Annotated in this window: 17 protein-coding genes; 7 read left to right on the top strand and 10 right to left on the bottom strand. The window is 64.0% G+C overall.

Annotated elements, in window-relative coordinates; all coding sequences use genetic code 11:
• Positions 1-49: 49 nt before the first annotated feature.
• Positions 50-2,920 (bottom strand): insulinase family protein, encoded by a 2,871-nt coding sequence (locus tag JAB6_RS13090; RefSeq protein WP_070303185.1) that lies wholly within the window; start codon positions 2,918-2,920, stop codon positions 50-52.
• Between the two features lie 283 nt (positions 2,921-3,203).
• Here JAB6_RS13090 and JAB6_RS13085 point away from each other — a divergent pair, with 283 nt between their 5' ends.
• The 4 genes from JAB6_RS13085 to JAB6_RS13070 all read left to right on the top strand — a co-directional run bounded on the left by JAB6_RS13085 (position 3,204) and on the right by JAB6_RS13070 (position 7,149).
• Positions 3,204-4,616 carry an ATP-binding protein gene (locus JAB6_RS13085; RefSeq protein WP_070303184.1) on the top strand — a complete coding sequence of 471 codons (1,413 nt, stop codon included), beginning with the start codon at positions 3,204-3,206 and terminating at the stop codon, positions 4,614-4,616.
• Positions 4,613-5,155 (top strand): hypothetical protein, encoded by a 543-nt coding sequence (locus JAB6_RS13080; protein WP_070303183.1) that lies wholly within the window; start codon positions 4,613-4,615, stop codon positions 5,153-5,155. Before JAB6_RS13085 ends, JAB6_RS13080 begins: the two co-directional genes overlap by 4 nt.
• Entirely contained in the window at positions 5,152-6,519 is a 1,368-nt protein-coding gene (locus tag JAB6_RS13075; protein WP_070303182.1) for a sigma 54-interacting transcriptional regulator, read from the top strand. The genes JAB6_RS13080 and JAB6_RS13075 overlap by 4 nt, the downstream gene beginning before the upstream one ends.
• Positions 6,520-6,786: 267 nt before the next feature.
• Complete coding sequence (locus JAB6_RS13070; protein ID WP_034752546.1) at positions 6,787-7,149, top strand: BON domain-containing protein; 363 nt, start codon at positions 6,787-6,789, stop codon at positions 7,147-7,149.
• 157 nt (positions 7,150-7,306) lie between these two features.
• On the opposite strand, the gene JAB6_RS13065 is transcribed toward JAB6_RS13070, so the two are convergent.
• From JAB6_RS13065 to JAB6_RS13035, 7 genes are all read right to left on the bottom strand, one after another.
• A complete protein-coding gene (locus tag JAB6_RS13065) occupies positions 7,307-8,680 on the bottom strand; it encodes an FGGY-family carbohydrate kinase (RefSeq protein WP_139143378.1) in 1,374 nt (457 codons plus the stop codon).
• An 8-nt stretch (positions 8,681-8,688) separates the two neighbouring features.
• Entirely contained in the window at positions 8,689-9,003 is a 315-nt protein-coding gene (rhaM, locus tag JAB6_RS13060) for an L-rhamnose mutarotase (RefSeq protein ID WP_070303181.1), read from the bottom strand.
• A 3-nt stretch (positions 9,004-9,006) separates the two neighbouring features.
• A complete protein-coding gene (locus tag JAB6_RS13055; RefSeq protein WP_070303180.1) occupies positions 9,007-10,044 on the bottom strand; it encodes an ABC transporter permease in 1,038 nt (345 codons plus the stop codon).
• The gene (locus JAB6_RS13050) at positions 10,041-11,039 is read right to left on the bottom strand and encodes an ABC transporter permease (RefSeq protein WP_070303179.1); all 999 of its coding nucleotides are present in this window, start codon (positions 11,037-11,039) and stop codon (positions 10,041-10,043) included. Before JAB6_RS13050 ends, JAB6_RS13055 begins: the two co-directional genes overlap by 4 nt.
• A complete protein-coding gene (locus JAB6_RS13045; protein ID WP_070303178.1) occupies positions 11,027-12,577 on the bottom strand; it encodes a sugar ABC transporter ATP-binding protein in 1,551 nt (516 codons plus the stop codon). Before JAB6_RS13045 ends, JAB6_RS13050 begins: the two co-directional genes overlap by 13 nt.
• A gap of 140 nt (positions 12,578-12,717) precedes the next feature.
• Positions 12,718-13,722 (bottom strand): rhamnose ABC transporter substrate-binding protein, encoded by a 1,005-nt coding sequence (gene rhaS / locus JAB6_RS13040; protein WP_070303177.1) that lies wholly within the window; start codon positions 13,720-13,722, stop codon positions 12,718-12,720.
• A gap of 84 nt (positions 13,723-13,806) precedes the next feature.
• Entirely contained in the window at positions 13,807-14,637 is an 831-nt protein-coding gene (locus JAB6_RS13035) for a DeoR/GlpR family DNA-binding transcription regulator (RefSeq protein ID WP_070303176.1), read from the bottom strand.
• Between the two features lie 313 nt (positions 14,638-14,950).
• On the opposite strand from JAB6_RS13035, the gene JAB6_RS13030 reads away from it, so the two are divergent.
• The 3 genes from JAB6_RS13030 to JAB6_RS13020 all read left to right on the top strand — a co-directional run bounded on the left by JAB6_RS13030 (position 14,951) and on the right by JAB6_RS13020 (position 19,562).
• Positions 14,951-17,059, top strand: coding sequence for a bifunctional rhamnulose-1-phosphate aldolase/short-chain dehydrogenase (locus JAB6_RS13030; protein WP_083292709.1), 2,109 nt, complete (start codon positions 14,951-14,953; stop codon positions 17,057-17,059).
• Positions 17,060-17,111: 52 nt separating this feature from the next.
• Positions 17,112-18,407: an L-rhamnose catabolism isomerase gene (gene rhaI / locus JAB6_RS13025; RefSeq protein ID WP_083292708.1), complete on the top strand. Its 1,296-nt coding sequence runs from the start codon at positions 17,112-17,114 to the stop codon at positions 18,405-18,407.
• 141 nt (positions 18,408-18,548) lie between these two features.
• Positions 18,549-19,562 carry a bile acid:sodium symporter family protein gene (locus JAB6_RS13020; protein ID WP_051991317.1) on the top strand — a complete coding sequence of 338 codons (1,014 nt, stop codon included), beginning with the start codon at positions 18,549-18,551 and terminating at the stop codon, positions 19,560-19,562.
• On the opposite strand, the gene JAB6_RS13015 is transcribed toward JAB6_RS13020, so the two are convergent.
• Positions 19,514-20,977, bottom strand: a complete 1,464-nt coding sequence (locus JAB6_RS13015) for a UdgX family uracil-DNA binding protein (RefSeq protein ID WP_070303175.1) — start codon at positions 20,975-20,977, stop codon at positions 19,514-19,516. The genes JAB6_RS13020 and JAB6_RS13015 overlap by 49 nt on opposite strands.
• On the bottom strand, positions 20,974-22,206 hold the full coding sequence (locus tag JAB6_RS13010; RefSeq protein ID WP_070303174.1) for a putative DNA modification/repair radical SAM protein: 1,233 nt from the start codon (positions 22,204-22,206) through the stop codon (positions 20,974-20,976). The genes JAB6_RS13015 and JAB6_RS13010 overlap by 4 nt, the downstream gene beginning before the upstream one ends.
• Between the last annotated feature and the right edge of the window lie 64 nt (positions 22,207-22,270).

Genomic DNA, 22,270 nt, shown 5'->3' with positions numbered 1-22,270 from the left:
GGATTAGCGGCGGCACGCCGCGTAATCCGACACGATCCGCCTGCCCAGCTTAAGAAGCCAGCGCCAGCAGATCGACCACTTCCAGCCCGGCCAGGTCTTGCGTCGTATTGCCCGCAAACGCGGCGCGGCTCGGCTGGCCGTTTTTCAGCCAGGTGCGCGTGACTTCCTTGATCTGCGCCAGGGTGCAATTGAGCACGCCGGTGCGGAATTGCTGGCGCACGGCTTCCGTCGTGCCACGCTGCTGCATGTTCCACGCCGTCAGCGCTTCCGCGTACGGCGAGTGCGGCTTGTCTAGGCCCTTGATGACGCAGATGATGGCCTCTTCCACTTGTTCTTGCGAGAAATCGCCGTCGAGGATTTGATCGAGCGTCGTGCCGAAGTCGGCGAACGTGCCGGCCAGGCGCGGATCGCGGTAGGAGCTCAATGTAAACGTGCCGGCGCCGGCCGCATAGCTGGCGCTGCCGCCATAGGCGCCGCCTTTTTCGCGCAGGGCCGTATGCAGCACCTGGTTGGTCATCAGTTCGGCGGCGACGGCCAGGGCCGAAGCGTCCGGATTGTGCACGCCCGGCACGGCCCAGGAAACGAAGCAATGGTTGATCTGGCTTGTCGCATGCAGGGCCGTGTTGGCCAGCGGCAAAGCGGCCGGTGCGACGGTTTCCGCCGGTGCGATGGCATCTGTGCTCGCTGCCGGCAATTCCAGCAAACGGGCCAGGGTGATGCCATCCTGTTCCAGGCCGGCGCACAGCACGGTTGGCTGCTGGGCGATGATGTGCGCGTGCAAGGTGTCGAGTTCGCGCGCGATTTCCTGCAAGCCTGCCGACGTCTTGCTCAGCTGCTGCAAACGGCGGTAGAACGGCAAGGCTGCCGGGCCGCCGACGATGTCGTCGAAGCGGCGCGTGGGCGACAGGGGAGCTGCCGAGGCCAGCATGGCGTAGCGGTTGCCCGATTCGGCCAGGCTGGAGAGTTTGTCTTGCACCAGGCTTTCGATCAGGAAAGCCAGGCGCTCTTCTTCATCGAAGCGGGGCTTGGCGATCCAGGCCGACAGCACGGCGGCAATCGCCGCGTGTTCTTCGCGCAAGCCGCTGGCCGAGAACGACAGTTCCACGCGCATCGCTTGCTGCGGACGGGGAATGGCTTCCAGGCCGATGTGGAACGAGGGCACCATGCTCTGGCGCCAGGCGCTGGCGTCGTCGAACGACATGTCGCCCACGCCCAGTTCCGGCGCCAGGTCCGTGTACAAACGCAGCCATGGCCACGACGCTTCCGGCAAGTTCGACACGTCGTACAGCACGTTGGCATAGCTGATGCCGTTGGAAGCAATGCTGAATGCCACGGCGCCATCGACGGCGGCCGGAATCGGCAAGGCCGGGCGCGGCAAGGCGCTGACGTCGCCAGGGCGAATGCGCGGCAAGACTTCGGAATTCGATGGCAGTTGCTGATGCGCTTCCAGCGCGGCGGACTCGGCCACGATGTGCTCGCGCTCGGCATCCGTCAGCGTGGCTTGCAGGGCCGCCAGCTTGGCGTCTTCCTGCGCGGCGCGGTCCGTGAAGTAGGCGCTGTCAGGCACCACGTGCGTCGTCAGGCGGGTCGGATTGGCGATCAGCTCGCGCACCAGCTGCTTGAAGAAGGCCGGGTCGTCGATCTGCTGTTCCAGGGTTTCCAGGATGGCCGCATTGTCGAACGCGTCCATCACGTCGCCGCCATACATGGCCAGCGGCAAGGCGTGCAGCAGGCGTCCCAGGCCGTAAGGCATGCGGCCGCTGCTGATTTCGCGCTGGCTGTACTTGATGTCGCGCAAGGCCGCGTGCAGCACGGCGGCGGGAATGCCCTCTTCCGCCGTCTCTTCCAGGGCCGTCCAGATGCGCTGGTGCGCATCGGCGATCTGTTCTTTGGTCAACCCTTCCATGCCGATGTGGAACACCATCTGGCGGATGCCCGCGTCGCGGCCATTCATGTCCGATGGGCGGCCATAGCCGGCCGATTCCATGGCCCGCATGACGGGCGCCGACGATTCGCCGAGCAAGCCGTGCGACAGCAGATGTGCGTGGTAGTAGGCGATGGGGTCGCTCGACTCGCCCATCAGCCAGGCGAATTGCAGACCGAACTCATCGTCGCGCGCTTCCTGCGACGGAATCTTGACGATGTTTTCCTGCGGCGCCGTCCACGCGGGCGCCAGCTGCGGCAGGCGGCGTTCGGAGAAACCGCTGAGCTTGGACAGCACGCGCTCGGCGACTTGTTCCTGCACGGCCGACGCTTCGATATTGCCGGCGGTCATGATCACGGCTTGCGAAGGGTGATAGTGGCTGGCGTGGAATGCTTTCAGCATGTCATGCGTCAGTTCGGGGATGTCGAGCGGATCGCCGCCCGATTCCACTTCATACGTCGTTCCTTTGAGCAAGGCACTGGCGATGCCGCTGTCGAGCGCGCGCATGGGGCTGTTGAAAGCGCCCTTCATTTCATTGAAGACGATGCCTTGATACACGAGCTTGTCGCCTTCGAATGCATGGCGCCAGCCTTCCTGGCGGAAATTCAGGTAATCGAGGTTCGGGAAGAAGGCCGCATCGAGGTAGACGTCGAGCAGGTTGAAGAAATCCTTGCGGTCGGTGCTGGCGAAAGGGTACACGGTGCGGTCCGCATAGGTCATCGCATTCATGAACGTGGCCGTCGAGCGGCGCAGCATCGAGAAGAACGGGTCGCGCACCGGGTAGCGCGACGAGCCGCACAAGGCCAGGTGTTCCAGGATGTGGGCGCGTCCGTCGCTCACTTCGGGCACAGTGGGAAAGGCCACCAGGAACACCATCTCAGCCTGCTCGGTATGCATATGGATATGGCGCATGCCCGTTGCTGGCTCGACATATTGCTCGATGGTTGCCTGCAAGACTGGAATGAAGTTGCTGCTGACTTTTTCAAATGTGCTCATGCGGTATGGGATCTCTGCGGTAGGTGATTCGGAGTGTCGGTGGGGCTGCATCACATGTGGGGGCAAAGTGGCGCAATGCCAGGGCTGGGGGCCACTTTGATGCCTGTATGAAGTTTTTCCCTATTGTACTAGGAGTATCTGCGCGCCGCCGCCGACGCTTGCTTGTCGGGCGCAAAAGCAACAAGGTTGTCAAATCGGCTATTTTTGACAGCTGGCGCCCCGCAATGGAGGCTTAGCGTACCATGCGCCTTTTGCATTCCAGACTGAACCGAAGGCGCCTACCTTGTCCCGACTTTCCTTTCGCCAACTGTTATTTGCCGCCTTCATTTTGACGACGGGCATTTTGACGGCCACCTCCGTGCAAGCCCTGCTGACCCTCGAGCACCTGGCGCGGCTGGGGCGCGAGACGGCGGCGCAGGCGATTGCCCTGACGGAACAGTCGCAGCGCTTGTCCGAGCGCACGCTGGCCATGGAGCGTAGCGCGCGTCAGTTCCTCGTGCTGGACGATCCCGTGTTCCGCGAGCGTTTCGCGGCGGCCCGCGACGAAGCGACGGCGGCGCTGCAAGTGCTGAACCGGGCCACGCCCGAGTTCGCTCCCCAGTTGGCCGACGAATGGACGGTGCAGGCGCAATCGGCCTGGGAAGTGTTACAGGCGGGCAAGCGCCGCAAGCGCGATGGCCACGCCGTCGTGTACCGCGCGTTTGCCCGCATGACGCAGATCAATGACAGCCTGGCGCGCGAAAGCAAGACGGAAATCGGCAGCCGCAACGATGCCCTGCTGGCCGAGCTGGAACGCCAGCGCCGCCTGCTGGGCGTGCTGGTGGGCGGCGCCGTGCTGCTGGCGGCCGTGCTGGCCACCTGCTTCGGCTTTCTGTTGTCGCGTCCGCTGCGCCGCATCGAGACGGCCATCGAGCGCCTCGGTGACAAGCGCTACGATCAACCCATCGTCGTCGGCGGCCCGGCCGACACGCGCCGCCTGGGCCAGCAGCTGGACTGGCTGCGCCAGCGCCTGGCCGACCTCGATGCCGACAAGGAACGTTTTCTGCGCCATATTTCGCATGAGCTGAAAACCCCGCTGGCGGCCCTGCGCGAAGGCGTGGCCTTGCTGGAAGACGAGGTGGCAGGCAAGCTCAGCGATAGCCAGCGCGAAATCGCCGGCATCCTGCAGCAAAACACGGCGTCCCTGCAAACCCAGATCGAGGACTTGCTGCGCTACAATACCGCCGCTTTTGACGCCCAGCACTTGGCGCACAGCAAGGTCGATTTGCTGGTCTTGCTGCAAGATGTGGTGGCCGGGCAGCGCCTGCAATGGCTGGCGCGCCGGTTGACGGTCGAGGTGCAGGGTGTATCCCTGATCGTGCAAGCCGACCGCGACAAGCTGGCGACAGCCCTGGCCAATTTGCTGTCGAACGCCGTGCGCTTCAGCCCGGAAGGCGGCACCGTGCGGTTTGCCCTGTCTTGCGCAGGCGGCCGCGTGCGCATCGATTGCATCGACGAGGGCGCCGGCGTGGCGCCCGAGGATGCCGCGCGTATTTTTGAACCGTTTTACCAGGGAGTGCGCCAGGCGGCCGGCGCGCGTAACGGCAATGGCATCGGCCTGTCCATCGTGCGCGAATATATCGCCGCCCACGATGGCAGCGTCACTCTTTTACCGCGCCCCGCCGGCGCGCATTTTCGGATAGAACTGCCCTTATGATGACGAGAATTTCCCTGGCCGCCATGGCCGCCTGCGTATTGCTGTTGGGCGCTTGCGCCGCCAAGCCCCCCGTCCAGACGCCCGTGCTCGTGCAAACGCCGCCGCGCGTCGTGGTGGTGGCCGATCCCCAGCTGACCGAACTGCTCGCGTATCAAAGCGCCCTGCGCCTGATGACGCCGTCGGAACTGGTAAAAGCGCAACTGGACCTGGCAAAAGCCGACCATGCGCCGCACAACACCATACGCCGTGCCATGCTGCAAGCGGCCTTGCGCGGCCCTGGCGACCTGGCCCGCGCGCAAGCCTCGCTGGAACCGCTGGCCACGGCCACGGGCAAGGATGCGCAACTGCTGGCGCCGCTGGCGCAATTGCTGGGCAGCCAATATGCGGAGCTGCGCCGTCAGGAAGAGAGCATCGACAAGCTCAACACGCAGTTGCGCGACGCCCAGCGCCGCATCGACTTGCTCAATGAAAAACTCGAGGCGCTGAAAAACATCGAGCGCAGCCTGTCCGTGCGCCCTGCCGCGGGAGCGCCGAAATGAGCGAGCATGCCCACATCTTGTTGGTCGACGACGATCCCGACCTGCTGCGCCTGCTGACCATCCGCCTGAAGGCGGGCAATTATCGGGTCACGGCCGTGGGCAGCGCGGAAGCGGCGCTGGCGCGCCTGGCCGTGGAATTGCCGGCCCTGGTCATTACCGACGTGCAATTGCCGGGCCGCGACGGCCTGGCCCTGTTCGATGAAATCCGCCGCCAGCATTCGGCCCTGCCCGTCATTCTGCTGACGGCCCACGGCACCATTCCCGACGCCGTCGACGCGACGGCGCGTGGCGCGTTTGCCTACCTGACGAAACCGTTCGACGGCAAGCTGCTGATGGAAAAAGTGGCGTATGCCATCAACTTGTCCACCGTCATGCCGGCGCAAGCGTCCGGCGACGAGAGCTGGCGTGCCGAGCTGATCAGTCGTAGTTCACAGATGGCCGAGCTGCTGGCCGAAGCCAAGCTGGTGGCGGGCTCCGACGCCAGCATCCTGATACGCGGTCCCAGCGGCACGGGTAAGGAATTGCTGGCGCGCGCGCTGCACAACGCCAGCCGCCGCGCCAAGGCGCCATTCATCGCCGTCAACTGCGGCGCCATTCCCGAGCAGCTGCTGGAATCGGAATTGTTTGGCCACGTGAAGGGATCGTTTACGGGCGCCGTCGGCAACCGCGAAGGCTTGTTCCAGGCGGCCGATGGCGGCACCCTGTTTTTGGATGAGATCGGCGACATGCCCTTGCCGCTGCAGGTGAAACTGCTGCGCGTGCTGCAGGAGCGGGCCGTGCGCCCCGTGGGCGCCGACCAGACGCGTCCGGTGGACGTGCGGCTCTTGTCGGCCACGCACCGCGACCTCGACGTGGCGATGACCGAGGGGCAATTCCGCGAAGACCTGTATTACCGGCTCAATGTCGTGACCTTGACCTTGCCGCCGCTGGCCGAGCGCCGCGAAGACATCGCCTTGCTGGCGAATCATTTCCTGCAGAAACTGGCGGCCAAGTATCAAAAACCGTTGAACGGCTTCGCGCCCGATGCCTTGACGGCCCTGGTGGCGGCGCCATGGCCCGGCAACGTGCGCCAGCTGGTCAATGTCGTCGAGCAAGTGTGCGCGCTGGCTACGGCGCCGCTGGTGCCCTTGTCCCTGGTGCAGCGTGCGCTGCGCGTGCCGTCGCTGGAAGCGCTCAGCTACAACGAAGCCAAGCAGCGCTTCGAGCGCGACTACCTGATTCAGCTGCTGCGCCTGACGGACGGCAACGTGGCCGATGCGGCCCGCCTGGCCGACCGCAACCGCACGGAGTTCTACCGCTTATTGCAGAAATACGAGCTGACGCCGGCCCTGTTCCGGGCCGATGGCGACCCTGTCGCTGAATAGCGACAAAAATAAAACGTTAAAAATCAGGGGCTTGGCGTAAAACATTGACGTTCTTGCCACAAGCTGTCGCTGCCAGGCGACAAAAAGCCCCGTTTTCCGGGCCAGATCGCCGCGAAACGGGCTGGAAAAATTGAGATCGAATGTAAGTCATTGATTTTTAATGAAATTTAAAAGCTGGCACGGCGCTTGCTGTATGGGTAGATGTGACGCTTCAAAGTGTTGCTTTATCCAAGTAAGAAGCTTTTAACTTCATTGAGAGGAACTACCATGCAAACTTCGAAACTGTTCAATACCCTGGTTGCCGCTATCGTTCTGTCGGGCGCCTCGATCACCGCTTCGCATGCCGCTGACTCCGCACCAAAAGCACAAGCTCCTGCTGACACCGTCGTGGCCGCCAACGCTGCCGCAGCCGTCCCTGATGAAACCATCACTTCCTCGGCCAAGGCCGCCCTGAGCGCCGATGCGCAAGCCGCCGCCCTGCCAGTCAAGGTAGCAACCCAGCAAGGTGTGGTCGTCCTGTCGGGCGACGTGCCGAGCGCCGAAGCGGGTGACCGCGTCGTGCAGATCGTCGCTTCCGTGAGCGGCGTGAAAGAAATCAAGAACGAGCTGAAAGTCAAAGCCGCCGGTTAATCCCCTCGCGCTGTACTTTACTCCGGGTTGCCCTGTCTGCGGACAGGGCATTTTTCGTTTACACCAGCAGTGCGTAGGTCGGGTTAGCGCACAGCGCGTAACCCGACAACATTGTTGGCCGGTGCCGGTGGTGTTGTCGGATGACGGTCCTGCGGACCTAATCCGACCTGCAAATCGCCCTCCATTGCGCACGGTACGCGGCCAAACCATCCACTTCCATCATGGGCTCCACCGTCGCCTCCATTGCCGGTACCTGGCCCCAGCGATGCAGCATCCAGCCGCCGCACGTCGTGCCGCTGGCGTCTTGCGATACGCTCACTTCCTGCCTTGGCCGCAAGGCCGCCAGCAGGGCGGCGAAATGCGGGTTGTCCGTGAAGCTGCCTTCCACCGTCACGGGTCCCTGTGCGCCGAGGGCATCGAGGCAATAGTCGCTCATCAGCGCGCAATACAGGGTGGCCAGCGCATAGCGTTCCTGGGCCGTACGTGGTGCCGGCCCGACGATGCGCCCCGCCTGCCCGACGAAGGGGCCGCCCGATTCCGCAAAGCAGGGCAGCGCCAGCGTACCCTGGCTGACCAGGCGGGCGATATCGTCCACGCCGCACACTTGAGGTTCGCTGCCCGCCAGCACGGCAAATTCGCGCCCGCCCATGAAGCGCATGCAGGCCACGGGTTGGCCCAGCGCATGCACGTTGGCCAGCATGTCGGCCGTTTCATCGAGCCGGCCGAGGGGCGCGCCGAAGGCGGCGGCAATGGCCCAGGTGCCGGTCGACAAGACCGTGCGCGGCTGGGCTTGCTCTTGCGCATCGAGATAGCGCAGCAGCGAGGCATTGCTGTCATGGATGCCGCACAGCACCTGGCAATCGGGCAGCAAGCCATTGCTCTCGCGCCACTGCGGCAGCACGGGTCCCAGCGCCGTCCATGCCGCTTGCAGTGGGGGAAACAACGGCGCCCAATCCATCGTCTCCACCAGCGACGAATAGGCCCCTTGCTGCGGCCGCCATAAATCCGTATGGCAACCGAGCGAAGTCACTTCGCTGGCGGCCACGCCCGATAGCCGCCAGGCCCAGTATTGCGGATAGGTCAGGATATGGCGCGCGCGGGCAAATTCTTGTGGGTAAGTCCTGGCGAGCCAGAACAGTTGCAATCCCAGGTTCAGGCCGCAGGGCAATTGCGGCGACAGGCTGTCGCCGAACGCGGGCCGCAAGCTGGCATACTCGGCCGCCAGCGATTGGGGCAAGGTCGATTCATAGTCGAGGATGGGCAGCACCAGGCCGGCATCGTCGACCAGCGCCGCCGTGGCGCCGTGCGTGACGGGCACGATGGCGGTGACGTGGGCCAGGCGCGCAAAGGCGGCCAGGCCCGTTTGCAGCCAGTCCCACAAGCGCTCCGTATCGTGGTGCGGATACGGCCCTGCGTGCACGATGCGGTTCGGGCGGCGCTCTTCGGCCAGGATGGCGCCGGCGGCGTCGAGCAGGGTCAGCTTGGCATTCGTCTTGCCGATATCGAGTACTACGGTGGCGTCGATGGTCACGGCCGTCCTTACGCGAGGTGAAATATGGGGGTTAAAGGCACGGCGACGGGCGAGGCATCGGCTTGCGTTTCCATCAGGTCGGCCATGTGCGCCCACCAGCGGCGCATCACGGGATGCTGCGGCAGCGCTTCCATCGTGTGGCCGTCCATGCGGCGCAGCACGGCGAACAGCGCGCCCGTCTCCTCATCGAGAAAGATGCTGTAGTCGCGCACGCCGGACTCCTGCAACAGGCTGGCCAGCTCGGGCCAGATGGCGTCGTGGCGGCGCTGGTATTCGGCGGCATGGCCGGGTTTCAACTGCATCTTGAAAGCGATCTGTTGCATGGTTTATTTCCGTGTGTGCTTGCGGTTCAACAGGCGCGGCAGTGCAATCGTGATCAGCAGCAAGATGCCGACGACAATCGTCATGATGACGCCAGGAATATTGAGCAGCGCCAGGCCATATGTCACCATGCCCAGCAGCAGCACGGCCAGCAGCACGCCGCCGATGCTACCCTTGCCGCCGGCGATGCTCACGCCGCCCAGGATGACCATGGTGATCACTTCGAGTTCCCAGCCCATGGCGATGTTCGGGCGCGTGCTGCCGATGCGTCCCGTCAGCAGCCAGGCGGCCAGGCCCGCCATGGCGCCGGTGGCCACGAACAGGGCGAAGCGGTAGCGGTCCACGGCCACGCCGGAAAAGCGCGCCGCGCCCGGATTGCAGCCGATGGCAAAGATGCGCCGGCCCCAGCTGGTCGCATGCAGCAGCACGGCAAACAGCGCGCAAAACACCAGCAAGATGACGAAGGGGCGCGGCACGATGTCGAAGAAATAGCCTTGCCCCCAGTCGATCAGCAGTTGCGGATAGCCGGTGTAGGCCTGATCGCCCAGGATCACGCTGGCCAGGCCGCGGAACAGGGCCACGGTGCCGATCGTCACGACGATCGACGGCAGGGCGAAGCACGTCACCAGCACGCCGTTCAGGCAGCCGCAGAGGGCGCCCATGGCCAGCGCGACGAACAGCAAGCCTTGCGGCGGCACGCCGTGGTGATGCGCAAACCCCATCGCCACCGAGGAAAGCGCCAGGATGCCGGAGACGGAAATGTCGATCTCGCGGCAAATGATCAGCAAGGCCATCGGCAGCGCGATCAGGGCCTTTTCGCTGAAGTTGAAGGTGCTGTCGGCCAGATTGTAGGCGTCGAGGAAATTCGGCAGCAGCACGCTGTTGGCCGCGAAGACGGCGATCAGCAGCAGCGCCAATAACGCTTCCCAATGGGCGAAATACTGGCCGATGCGGTGCGCCTTGCGGTCGAGGATGGTGTAGCGCGAGCGCACGGGTACGCTGTCCGGCGCTTCGCTGTGCAAGGTGTGTGAGGTGGCGTTCATGCGGCGCTCCTGCGGGTCGAGGGGGCTTGCAGCGTGAGCGGCAAGATCTGGCGGCCCATGTTCCGGGTGCCGCGCGCATTGAGCAGCACGGCCGTGAGGATCACGATCCCTGTCAGCGCGCTTTGCCAGAAGGGCGAGACCTTGACGATGGGCAAGGCATTGTTGATGACGGCCAAAAACAGCGAGCCGAGCACCGCGCCGCCCACCGTGCCGGCGCCGCCGGCGATGCTGATGCCGCCGATCACGCAGGCGGCGATCACGGTAAATTCAAAGCCATACGCGATTTCCGAATACGCCACGGCGTAGCGCGCCACCCACAGATAGCCGCACAGGCCGGCCATCAGGCCCGACAGGCCATACGTCCACAGCAGCCGGCGCGCCGTGGCGATACCGACATAGCGGGCCGCCTGCGGCTGGTTGCCGATCGCATACAGGTCGCGGCCGAAGCGCGTGTAGCGGGCCAGGAAACAGGTTGCCAGGATGGCCGCCAGCGCGATCCACACGAGGTGCGTCACGCCCAGCAGGCGCGCCAGCGGAAAGTCGATGAAGGCGGCCGGCATCTGGTGCGACGACACCCAGGCGCCGCCCGACAGCACGAATACCAGGCCCCGGTACACGCTCATGGTGCCCAGGGTCACGACAATGGGCGGCAGGTCCAGGTAGCCGATCAGGTAACCGTTGATCAGGCCCAGCAGCAGGCCGATGCCCAGCGCCGCCAGCACCACCAGCGGCAGCGGCAAGTGCGGATACTGCACGGCCAGCAAGGCTGACAGCATGCCCGACAGCGCCAGGTTGGACGCCACCGACAGGTCGATGCCGCGCGTGATGATGACGAACATCTGCGTCAGCGCCAGCATGATCAGCAAGGTGCTGTCGGTGAGCAGGTTGGCCAGGCTGCCGGGGGTCAGGAAAACGGGCGAACGCAGGCCCACCAGCAGCACCAGCAGCACGATCAGCAGTGCCAGCTGGATTTCACGTTGCTTCAGATAACGCATGTCAATTCCTCGATCGGATGGCCGCTGCCGGACGCGGCGGCGACGACGTTTTCCGGGGTCGCCTGGGCGCGCGGAAAGACGCGGTGGATATGGCCCTGGTGCATGACCACGATGCGGTCCGCCATGCCCAGCACTTCCGGCAACTCGGACGAGACGAGGATCACCGACAGGCCTTGCGTGACGAGCTCGCTGATGAAGCGGTGCACGGCCGCCTTGGAACCGATATCGATGCCCTTCGTGGGTTCATCGAGAATGATCACGCGGGGCCTGGTGGCCAGCCACTTGGCCAGCACGACTTTTTGCTGATTGCCGCCCGATAGTTCCGACACCATCTGCGTAAAGTGGCTGGCCTTCAATTCCAGCTGCTCGCTCAGGTGGCGCGCGATGGCCGTCTCCTGCGCGCGCCGTGGCCGCAGGAAAAAGCCGATGCTGTCCAGAATCGGCAAGGTGATGTTTTGCACGATGGACATCGACAGGTGCGCGCCCTGGTGCTGGCGGTCTTCGGGCACATACGCGATGCCGTGCCGGATGGCGTCGCTGGCGCAGCCGATGCGCACTTCCTCGCCGGCGATGGTGATCGTGCCGCGCACGCCCTCGGTCAGGCCGAACAGCGCTTGCATCACTTCCGAGCGGCCCGCGCCGACCAGGCCGTAGAAGCCGACAATTTCGCCTTGCCGCACGGAGAAACTGACGTCGTGAAATTCCGTTGCATGGCACAGTTGCGACACTTTCAGCAAGGTTGGCCCCAGGGGGACATCGACCTTGGGAAACACTTGCTGAATGGTGCGCCCGACCATCAGCGACACGAGCTGCGGCTCGCTGATGTCTGCCAGTGCGCCGGCGGCGACGAAATGGCCGTCGCGCAGCACCGTATAGGTGTCGGCGACGGTAAAGATTTCATCGAATTTGTGCGAAATGAAAATCACCGCCGTGCCTGCCGCGCGCAGCTGGGCGATGATGCGGTACAGCTCATGGATTTCGCGCTGCGACAGCGAGGCGGTGGGCTCGTCCATGATCACCACGCGCGCCTCTTGCGACAGGGCGCGCGCGATTTCCACGAAGTGGCGTTGCGCCACGCTCAGTTCCTTCACCTTGGCCAGCACGGGCAGCTGCACTTCCAGGCGCGCGAAGATCTGCTCGGCCTCGGCCGCCATGCGTGGCCAGTCTATGCGCGGCGGGAAACCCGTTTGCGGCTGGCGCCCGATATAGATGTTTTCGGCCACCGTCAGTTCGTCGAACATCATGGTTTCCTGGTGCACGGCGGTAATGCCGGCATCCATCGCATCTTGCGGGTTGGAAAACAGCACAGCCTTGCCGCCCAGTTCCAAGCTGCCCGCATCCGGTTGATAAATGCCCGTCAGGGTCTTGACCAGGGTCGACTTGCCGGCGCCGTTTTCGCCGATCAGCGCCATGACTTCACCGGCGCGTACGGTCAGCGCCACGTCTTTCAGCGCGGTGACGCCATGGAAGTGCTTGCAGATGCCGTGCAGGCGCAACACCGGCGCCGCGTTCTGCGCAATAGGGGGATTCTGTGACATAGCCATTCACACTTGAGAGATATTCGCACGTCGGGTTAGCGCGCAGCGCGTAACCCGACAACATTGTTGGCTTTACCGGTGATGTCGGATTACGGCGCTTCGCGCCTGATCCGACCTACGGCCGTCGGTACACAAACAAATCAGAATATCTTCGAGAACTTGTCGACGTTATCCTTGTTGTAGGTGAACGGCGGCGCCAGCGCCGCTTCGCCGCTGGCATCCAAAGTCAGCTTGCCCATGCGGCCGACGGCGATGCTTTCGCCCGGCTTGCCACTGGCCTTGCCGGTGACGAATTGATGGGCGGCATACGTGGCGGCGTAGCCGAGGTCGATCGGGTTCCAGATGGCAAAGCTTTTCACGGCGCCGCTCTTCACGTGGCCGGCCATTTCCGACGGCAAGCCCAGGCCCGTCACATACACCTTGCCCACGAGTTTCTCGTCGACCACGGCCTTGCCGGCCGCATTGATGCCCACCGTGGTTGGCGCGATGATGGCTTTCAGGTTCGGGTTGCTGCGCAACAAGCCGATGGCTTCGCGGTAGCTCTTGTCGGACTGGTCGTCGCCATACACGGTGGCCACCAGCTTGATCTTCGCATACGCGGGCTGGGCCAGGGTCTTTTTCATTTCGCCGATCCAGATGTTCTGATTCGTCGCCTGCGCCGTGGCCGACAGGATGGCGATGTCGCCCGTGCCGCCGATGGCGTCGGCCGCCATTTCAATCTGCTTCTGGCCGATCAGCGCGGGGCTGGATGGATTCAGCTGCATCAAACGCCCCTCCTTGGCCAGGCCGCTGTCGAAGGAAATGACCTTGATGCCGCGCTGCATGGCTTTCCTGGTGATCGGCACGAGCGCATTGGCGTCGTTGGCGGAAATGACGATGGCGCTGACCTTCTGGCTGATCAGCGAGCTGATGATCTCGATCTGCCCTTCCGCCGTCGCCGTGGTGGGGCCCGTGTAAATGACTTCCACGTCGCCCAGCTGCTTGGCCGCCTCGTTCGCCCCTTCGTGGGCGGCGTCGAAGAAGCCGTTGCCCAGGCTCTTGACGACCATGGCGATCTTGATTTTTTCCGCCGCCTGGGCACTGGCGGCCAGGCAGCCGATCATGCACATGCTCAATGCCGTCACCATCATTTTGTTCAATTTCATGCCGCGTCTCCTTTTTATTGTTGCTGCCGGGGCGGTAGACACCATGTCTCCAGCCCTCTGTTTTTTCCACTGACTAGGTATTGCCTATTGCTCTTGCCATGCCTGCTCCGCCGGCGACAGCGGCGCCGTCATCGCCTCGGGGGCGACAGCCAGTACCTTGACGCCCGACTGCTCCAGCATCTGCACGGCCGCGTCCGAAGCGCCCGTGTCCGTGATGACGCAGGACACGCGGTTCAGGCCGCACAGGATCAGGCCTGCCTTCCTGGCAAACTTGGAACTGTCGGCCAGGACAATCAACTCCTCGGCCTGGCTGATCAGGCGTTTCTCGGCCTGGATCAGCAAGGGATCCGCTTCCATCAAGCCCAGCATCGACAGGCCGTACACGCCCATGAACATTTTTCCCGCGTAATGATGCTGGCTGATGTCGTTGTCGAAGGGACTCAGGATGACGTTTTGCTCGCGATACACCTTGCCGCCGGGCAGGATGATTTCATTCTCGCTGGACATCAGCAGGCGCTCGGCCATCAGGAATGAATTGGTGAGGATTTTCAGCCGCTTGTCGACCAGGAACTCGACCATGCGATAGGTGGTGGTGCCGCCATTGATGATGATGGTGTCGCCATCGGCGCACAGGCCGCAGGCGTGGCGGGCGATGGCGCGCTTTTGCGCGGCGCAGCGGTCCAGGTTGTTTTGAAAGGTTTCGCCCGACAGCGCAAACGTGCGCTGTTTTTTTTGCGGCAGGCTCTCGGCGCCGCCGCGGGTGCGGGTCAGCAAATTGCGCTCGGCCAGCCAGGCGATATCGCGCCGCACCGTCGCCGGCGAGGAATTGAGCCAGCCGACCAATTGGTCGACGCTCGCCACGCTATGCTCGGCGAGTAGTTTCAGCAAGCCTTTGCGGCGTTTGTGATTAACCACGTTGTCTCCTTTTTGAGTCCTCTCCCGTACCAGCTGCCCGGGGACGACTTCTTTATCGGTGAGCCAGCCTAAGCAGTTGAGCAGTGCATGTCAACAATCAATCAATCAACATCGTGATTATTTGGATAGCGCGCAAATGCGTGATCGGAGTTCCAATCAACCTGGTGATTATTTGCGTTTCCCTCACGTTTTTGATTGCTTGTTGATTGACATGATTGGCACGCTGGCTTCTACTGAGTGCTGCCGTCATGGCGTCCCGCACACAGATGCGGCCATGGCGATCCGCACGCATAACCAAGAATGGAGACACTGTATGACCGCCACGATGGATACCACACCACCTGCGCCCATGGCCTCGCTATGGGACGATGCGCACGCCGCGACCTTGAGCGAACCGGAGCTTTTGCTGTACCGTTCCAACCTGCTCGGTTCCGACATGCGCATCACCAATTTCGGCGGCGGCAATACCTCGGCCAAGATCCGCATGACGGATCACCTGACCGGCGACGAGGTCGAGGTGCTGTGGGTGAAAGGCTCCGGCGGCGACCTGGGCAGCATCAAGCTCGATGGCTTTTCCACCCTGTACATGGACAAGCTGCGCGCGCTGAAGGGCCGCTACCGTGGCCTGGCGCTGGAAGATGAAATGGTTGCCTACCTGCCCCATTGCACTTTCAATCTGAACCCGCGCGCGGCCAGCATCGACACGCCCCTGCATGCGTATATCGCGCGCAAGCATGTCGACCATATGCACCCGGACGCCGTGATCGCGATTGCCGCCTGCGCCAATAGCCAGGCATTGACGCACAAGATTTTCGAAGGCGAACTGGGCTGGCTGCCGTGGCAGCGTCCCGGCTACGACCTGGGCCTCAAACTCGAAGCGCTGTCGCAGTCGCAGCCGCATTTGAAAGGCATCATCCTCGAAGGCCATGGCCTGTTTACCTGGGGCGACACGGCCAAGTCCTGCTACGAAACCACCTTGGCCATCATCAAGCGCGCGGAAGACTGGCTGGCCGCCAACACCAAGCAGCCGGCGTTCGGCGGCGCCAAGTCCGCACCCTTGCCGGCGCACGAGCGCGCGGCCCTGGCGCAGCGTTTGATGCCTGTGCTGCGCGGCAAGATCAGCCAGGACGAGTACAAGCTGGGCCACTTCGACGACAGCGCCAACGTGCTCGAATTCGTTTGCAGCGCCGACCTGCTGCCGCTGGCCGCGCTCGGTACCTCGTGCCCCGACCACTTCCTGCGCACCAAGATCCGCCCCTTCGTCATCGACTTCGATCCGGCCTATCCTGATTTTGACCGTTTGGTCGCCGGCCTGGACGAGGCGCTGGCCGCCTACCGCGCCGACTACCTCGCCTATTACACGCGCTGCAAGCACGACAACAGCCCCGCCGTGCGCGACGCCAACCCCATCATTTATCTGATCCCCGGCGTGGGCATGTTGTCGTTCGCCAAGGACAAGGCCACGGCGCGCATCGCCGGCGAGTTCTATGTCAATGCCATCAATGTGATGCGCGGCGCCAATGGCGTCGACACCTATGTGGGCTTGCCGGAACAGGAAGCGTTCGACATCGAATACTGGCTGCTGGAAGAAGCCAAGCTGCAGCGCATGCCCAAACCCAAAAGCCTGGCCGGACGCATTGCGCTGGTGACGGGCGGCGGCGGCGGCATCGGCCAGGCCGTGGCGCGCCAGCTGCTGCAGGAAGGCGCTTGCGTGATGCTGACCGATATCGACGGCGCCGCGCTGGAAGAGGCCGAGCAGAGCCTGCTGAAGGTGGCGGGACGCGACAATATCGCCACGGTGCGGGCGAATATCACGGCCGAAAACGACGTCGAGGCCATCCTGAACGCGGCCGCGCTGCGCTTTGGCGGCATCGACCTGCTGGTGTCGAACGCCGGCATCGCCTCCTCGGCGCCGCTGGAAGAAACGACCCTGGAGATGTGGGAACGCAACCAGTCGATTTTGGTGACCGGCTACTTTCTCGTCAGCCGCGCCGCTTTCCGCATCATGCAGCAGCAGAAGCTCGGTGGCAGCATGGTGTTTGTCGCCAGCAAGAACGGCCTGGTGGCATCGGCCGGCGCCTCGGCCTATTGCACCGCCAAGGCGGCGGAAATCCATCTGGCCCGCTGCATCGCGCTCGAAGGGGCGCCGCACGGCATCCGCGTCAACGTGGTCAACCCCGATGCCGTCATTCGCGGTTCGCGTATCTGGGATGGCAAGTGGAAGGAAGAGCGGGCCGCCTCGAACAAGATCGAGACGGGCGACATCGAGGAATTCTATCGCCAGCGCAGCATGCTCAAGCGTAGCGTGCTGCCGGAAGATATTGCCGAAGCCGTGTATTTCCTCTCCAGCGACAAGGCCGCCAAGAGCACGGGCAATATCATCAATGTCGACGCGGGCAACGCGGCTGCATTTACACGTTAATCTAAAAAAACGACGCAGCCGGCCATGGCGCCGCTGCGCGCAAGGAGACAAGATGCATACCATGATCGATAGCGGCCTGGTGGCCGACCACAATGCCAAGCTGCAAGCGAACCTGGAAGCCGACTATGCGGCCCTGGGCGGCGTGCTTGCCCGCCGCGGCCAGGACATTGAAAAACTGACGGCGCTGGCGCAAACCTTTGCCGTGGCCGTACCCAGCTGGGGCACCGGCACGGGCGGCACGCGCTTTGCCCGTTTCCCGGGCCTGGGCGAACCGCGCAACGTGTTTGAAAAGCTCGAAGATTGCGCCGTCATCAACCAGCTGACGCAAGCGACGCCCGCCGTCTCGCTGCATTTTCCATGGGACAAGGTCAGCGACACGGCCGCCCTGCGCGAGACCGCCCAGGCTTACGGCCTGGGCTTTGACGCCGTCAATTCGAATACCTTCCAGGACCAGGCCGGACAGGCGCAGTCGTACAAATACGGCAGCCTGACGTCGCACAGCGCGGCCGTGCGCGCGCAGGCCGTCGAGCACAATATCGACTGCATCGAACTGGGGCGTGCGCTGGGCTCGACAGCGCTGACGGTGTGGGTGGGCGATGGCGCGAATTTTCCGGGCCAGCACAATCTGCGCGGCGCGCTCGAGCGCTACCTCGACAGCATGCGCGACATCTACGGCGCCCTGCCCGCCGACTGGCAGTTATTTATCGAACACAAGCTGTTCGAGCCGGCCTTCTACGCCACCACGATCGCCGACTGGGGTACCAGCTTCGCCTGCGCCAGCGCGCTGGGACCGAAGGCCAAATGCCTGGTCGACCTGGGCCACCATGCGCCGAACACGAATATCGAAATGATCGTCGCGCGCCTGGCGCAGTTCGGCAAACTGGGCGGCTTCCATTTCAATGACAGCAAGTACGGCGACGACGACCTCGATTCGGGCAGCATCAACCCTTTCCAGCTGTTCCTCGTGTTCAACGAACTGGCTGACGCCGCCGAGCGCGAGGGCGCCGCCTTCAAACCCGCCTACATGCTGGACCAGTCGCACAATGTGACGGACCCTATCGAAAGCCTGATGAGCAGTGCCGTCGAAGTGCAGCGCGCCTTCATCCAGTCCGCGCTGGTCGACCGCGCCGCCCTGCGCCACTACCAGGAAGCCAACGACGTGCACGCCTCGGCGCAAGCACTGAAACAGGCGTTCCGCACCGATGTCAGCGCCATCCTGGCGATGGCACGCCAGCGCTCGGGCGCCGCCATCGACCCTGTGGCCTGCTACCGCGGCAGCGGCTACCGGGAGCAGCGCGGCGTGGCGCGCCCACCCAAGGCGGGCGCCAGCAGCAGCGGCATCGTATAAGGCGCGGTAGCGAGTTGGCGCATTGCTGCTTCCGGGCAAGCCGCCTGGAAGCAGGTAGAATGGCTGGCACTGGCGCCGCTTCCGGCGCCGTTTGTCATCCCCGGCACAGCGTGCAAGGCTGCGCCGTTACCAGGCTACCGCATGTCTTCTTTTTCTCCCGCTGCCCTGCTGCGCAATCTGAAACCCGATAATTTCACCATCGCCCTGCTCGTCACCGTGGCGCTGGCCACCTTCCTGCCCTGCACGGGCCAGACGGCCGTGGTCTTCGGCAACATCACCACCGTCGCCATCGGCGCCCTGTTCTTCCTGCATGGCGCCAAGCTGTCGCGCGAAGCCGTGGTGGCCGGCGCCATGCACTGGCGTTTGCACTTGCTGGTGCTGGCCAGCACCTTTGTCCTGTTTCCGCTCTTGGGCCTGGCCCTGCGCCCGCTGGCGCTGACCTTTCTCACGCCCGACCTGTACATGGGCATCTTGTTCCTGTGCGCGCTGCCGTCCACCGTGCAATCCTCGATCGCCATGACGGCCATGGCGCGCGGCAACGTGCCGGCCGCCATCTGCAGCGCCTCGGCCTCGAACTTCATCGGCATCTTCCTCGCCCCTATCCTCGTCGGCTTGCTGGTGGCCAAGGGCGCGGAAAGCAAGTCGTCCGTGGACGCCGTGCTGTCCATCGTCATGCAGCTGCTGCTGCCGTTTTTGGCCGGCCAGTTCCTGCGCCGCTGGATCGGCCGCTGGGTCGACCGCCATAAAGCCACCTTGAAATACGTCGACCAGGGTTCGATCTTGCTGGTGGTCTACACAGCCTTCAGTGAAGCCGTCAGCGAAGGCTTGTGGCATACGATTTCCGTGGAAACCCTGGTCGCCCTGGGCCTGATCAGCACCTTGCTGCTGGCGCTGGTGCTGGGCATCTCGACCTTCGTCAGCCGCCGTCTGGGCTTCAACAAGGAAGACGAAATCGCCATCGTCTTTTGCGCCTCGAAGAAAAGCCTGGCCAGCGGCGTACCGATGGCCAAGGTGCTGTTTTCCACGCGTTCGCTGGGCATGGTGATCCTGCCGTTGATGCTGTTTCACCAGATTCAGCTGATGATCTGTGCCGTGATCGCGCAGCGTTATGCGCGGCGCGATGAGGGGCAGGATGTGCCGGCGACAACGCTGTGATGGTTATCCTGCTCTAGCCGCAGCGCCTGCCGCAGCCCCGCCACTATGACCGCGTAAGCCTGTTGCCTGCTGGCCGCATCGGGTGCGCGCAGCACATACGCCGGGTGATATACGGTAATCACCGAGCGTCCCGCATGCTCGATCAGCGTGCCGATCAGCGGTGTCATGCTCGCCGCGCCATCTTGCAGCACGGATTTTAATGCCGTGCTGCCCAGCGCCACGATCACCTGTGGCTGGACACGCTCAATCTCTTCTTCCAGCCAGCCATGACAGGCGAGGATCTCGCGTTGGGCTGGGGTCTTGTGCAGGCGGCGCTTGCCGCGTGGTTCCCACTTGAAATGTTTGACGGCATTGGTCAGGTAGATGCTGTCACGCGCCATGCCCGCTTCCTGCATGGCTTGCTCGAGCAGCGCGCCGGCCGGGCCCACGAACGGCAGTCCCGCCAGGTCTTCCTGGTCGCCCGGCTGCTCGCCCACAAGCATGATGCGCGCCTGTGCCGGGCCAATGCCGGGCACGGCTTGCGTGGCGCTTTTCCACAGTTCGCAGCGGCGGCACTGGTCCAGGCTTGTCGCTACCTCGCGCGCCGGCTGGGCGCGCTCGGCGGCAATCGGGATCATGGCCGCGCCGCTGCGCTGGCCCACGCTGGCCGTCTGGCCCGTGCGGCGTTCGCCGTTGGCGGCGCCGCTGAGCATGGCGGGCACGATGGCGCCTTCCGGCAGGTTTTTCCAGAAACGCGAGGGGATATGGCTGTGCAGCAAATCCGCATTCACGCGCGCGGGATTGAAGATGCTGCGGTAGTAGGTCAGCCATAGCGCTTCGCCCGCATCGTCGATGTCGGCCGCGCCTTGCATCAGTGCGGGGCCCGCGTGCAAGGTCGTGCCATCCCACAGCATGCTGGCGGCGGGCGTGGCGATCATCCAGCTGGTAGCTCCCATGCGGCGGGCAAAGTGGCGCGCCACCTGCGGCAGCACCTCGTGCACGGGTTCGAACCAGGCAACAAAACGGGGCGCGCCCTCGCATTCTGGCCGCTCGCGGAAGCGCACATACGCATGCATGTCGTGCTCCTCGCGGTGCACGGCCTTGACCATGGCGTGCAGGCGCGCGCCGTCCGCGTCGGCCGGCGACATCACGTCGTGCTGGCCCTGCTGCCAGCACCACAGCACCTGGTACAAAAAGGCCCAACGGTCAGGCACATTGAAGCAGGCGGCGGCCTGCAGCAGCTCCACCAGGGGACGGGGCAGGCGCAGCCGTGGCGCACTGGTATCCGTCGCATCCGGCGCGGCGGAAAACAGGTCGCCCTCACCGTGTTGACACTGCCAGGCAACGTCGGCAGGTGGCACGCCACGCGCGATCAGTTCGCGTGCCGCCGCGCGCCACTCGTCGAACGACTGCGCCAGCCGCACCACCGTACTCATGCGGCCTGCAGCTCCGGCCACAGATTCATTTGCTGCGGCGCCTCCGCCATGGCACGCCGCAGGTGTTCCGAGGCGGTGGTGTCGCGCGCGGGAAAGTAGTCGGCCGTGATGATGAAGGGAGCGATTTTCTTCATGCTGCAGCGCAGGCGCGACAGATCGGCGTAGCGCACCTGCCGCAGCCTTCGCAGGTCGACGATGCGCTGGGCATTGCGCAGGCCGATGCCGGGCACGCGGGCGATCATGTGCTGCGCCGCGCGGTTCAAGTCCAGCGGAAAATGTTCGCGGTGCGCCAGCGCCCACGCCAGTTTCGGATCGATATCGAGCGCCAGGTTGCCGCCCGTGGCGGGCAGCAATTCGCTGGCCTGGAAACCATAGCTGCGCAGCAGGAAATCGGCCTGGTACAACCTGTGTTCGCGCAGCATCGGCGGCGGCGCCAGCGGCACGCTTTTCGGACTGTCGGGGATCGGGCTGAAGGCCGAGTAGTACACGCGCTTGAGTTTATAACTGCCGTACAGGGTCTCGGCCGTGGAGAGGATCTGCTGGTCGTCGCTGGCATCGGCGCCGACGATCATCTGCGTGCTTTGCCCGGCCGGCGCGAAACGGGGGGCGCGCGGTTCTTCCGCTTTCTCGTCGAGCTTGCGGCGTATCGACCCCATCGCCAGCTTGATCGTATGCACGCTCTTTTCCGGCGCCAGCTTTTGCACGCTGTCCTGTGTCGGCAGTTCGATGTTGACGCTGAGCCGGTCGGCATAGCGGCCCGCCTGCGCGATCAGGGCCGGATCGGCGTCGGGAATGGTTTTCAGATGGATGTAGCCGCGGAACTGGTGCACCTCGCGCAGCTCGCGCGCCACCTGCACCAGCTGCTCCATCGTGTAGTCGGCCGACTGGATGATGCCGGAACTGAGGAACAGGCCGTCAATGTAGTTGCGCAGGTAAAAGTCGCTCGTCAGTTTCACCACTTCGGCCACGGTAAAGCGCGCGCGCGGCACGTTCGACGTGCGGCGGTTGACGCAGTACTGGCAGTCGTACAGGCAGTAATTCGTCAGCAGCACTTTCAGCAGCGAGACGCAGCGCCCGTCCGGCGTGTAGCTGTGGCAAATGCCCATGCCCGAGGTGGCACCAAAGCCATCCTTGCCGATGGAATCGCGCTTGGGCGCGCCGCTGCTGGCGCAGGACGCGTCGTACTTGGCCGCGTCGGCCAGGATTTCCAGCTTGTCCGTCAATTCCATGGCTCACCTCAATATACTGTGTTTATATACAGTATATCAGGGAATGCAGCTTGCGCTGGCTTGA

This window comes from Janthinobacterium sp. HH104, assembly GCF_001758715.1.
GTDB lineage: Bacteria > Pseudomonadota > Gammaproteobacteria > Burkholderiales > Burkholderiaceae_D > Janthinobacterium > Janthinobacterium aestuarii.
This window is presented reverse-complemented; position numbering and strand designations above follow the sequence as displayed.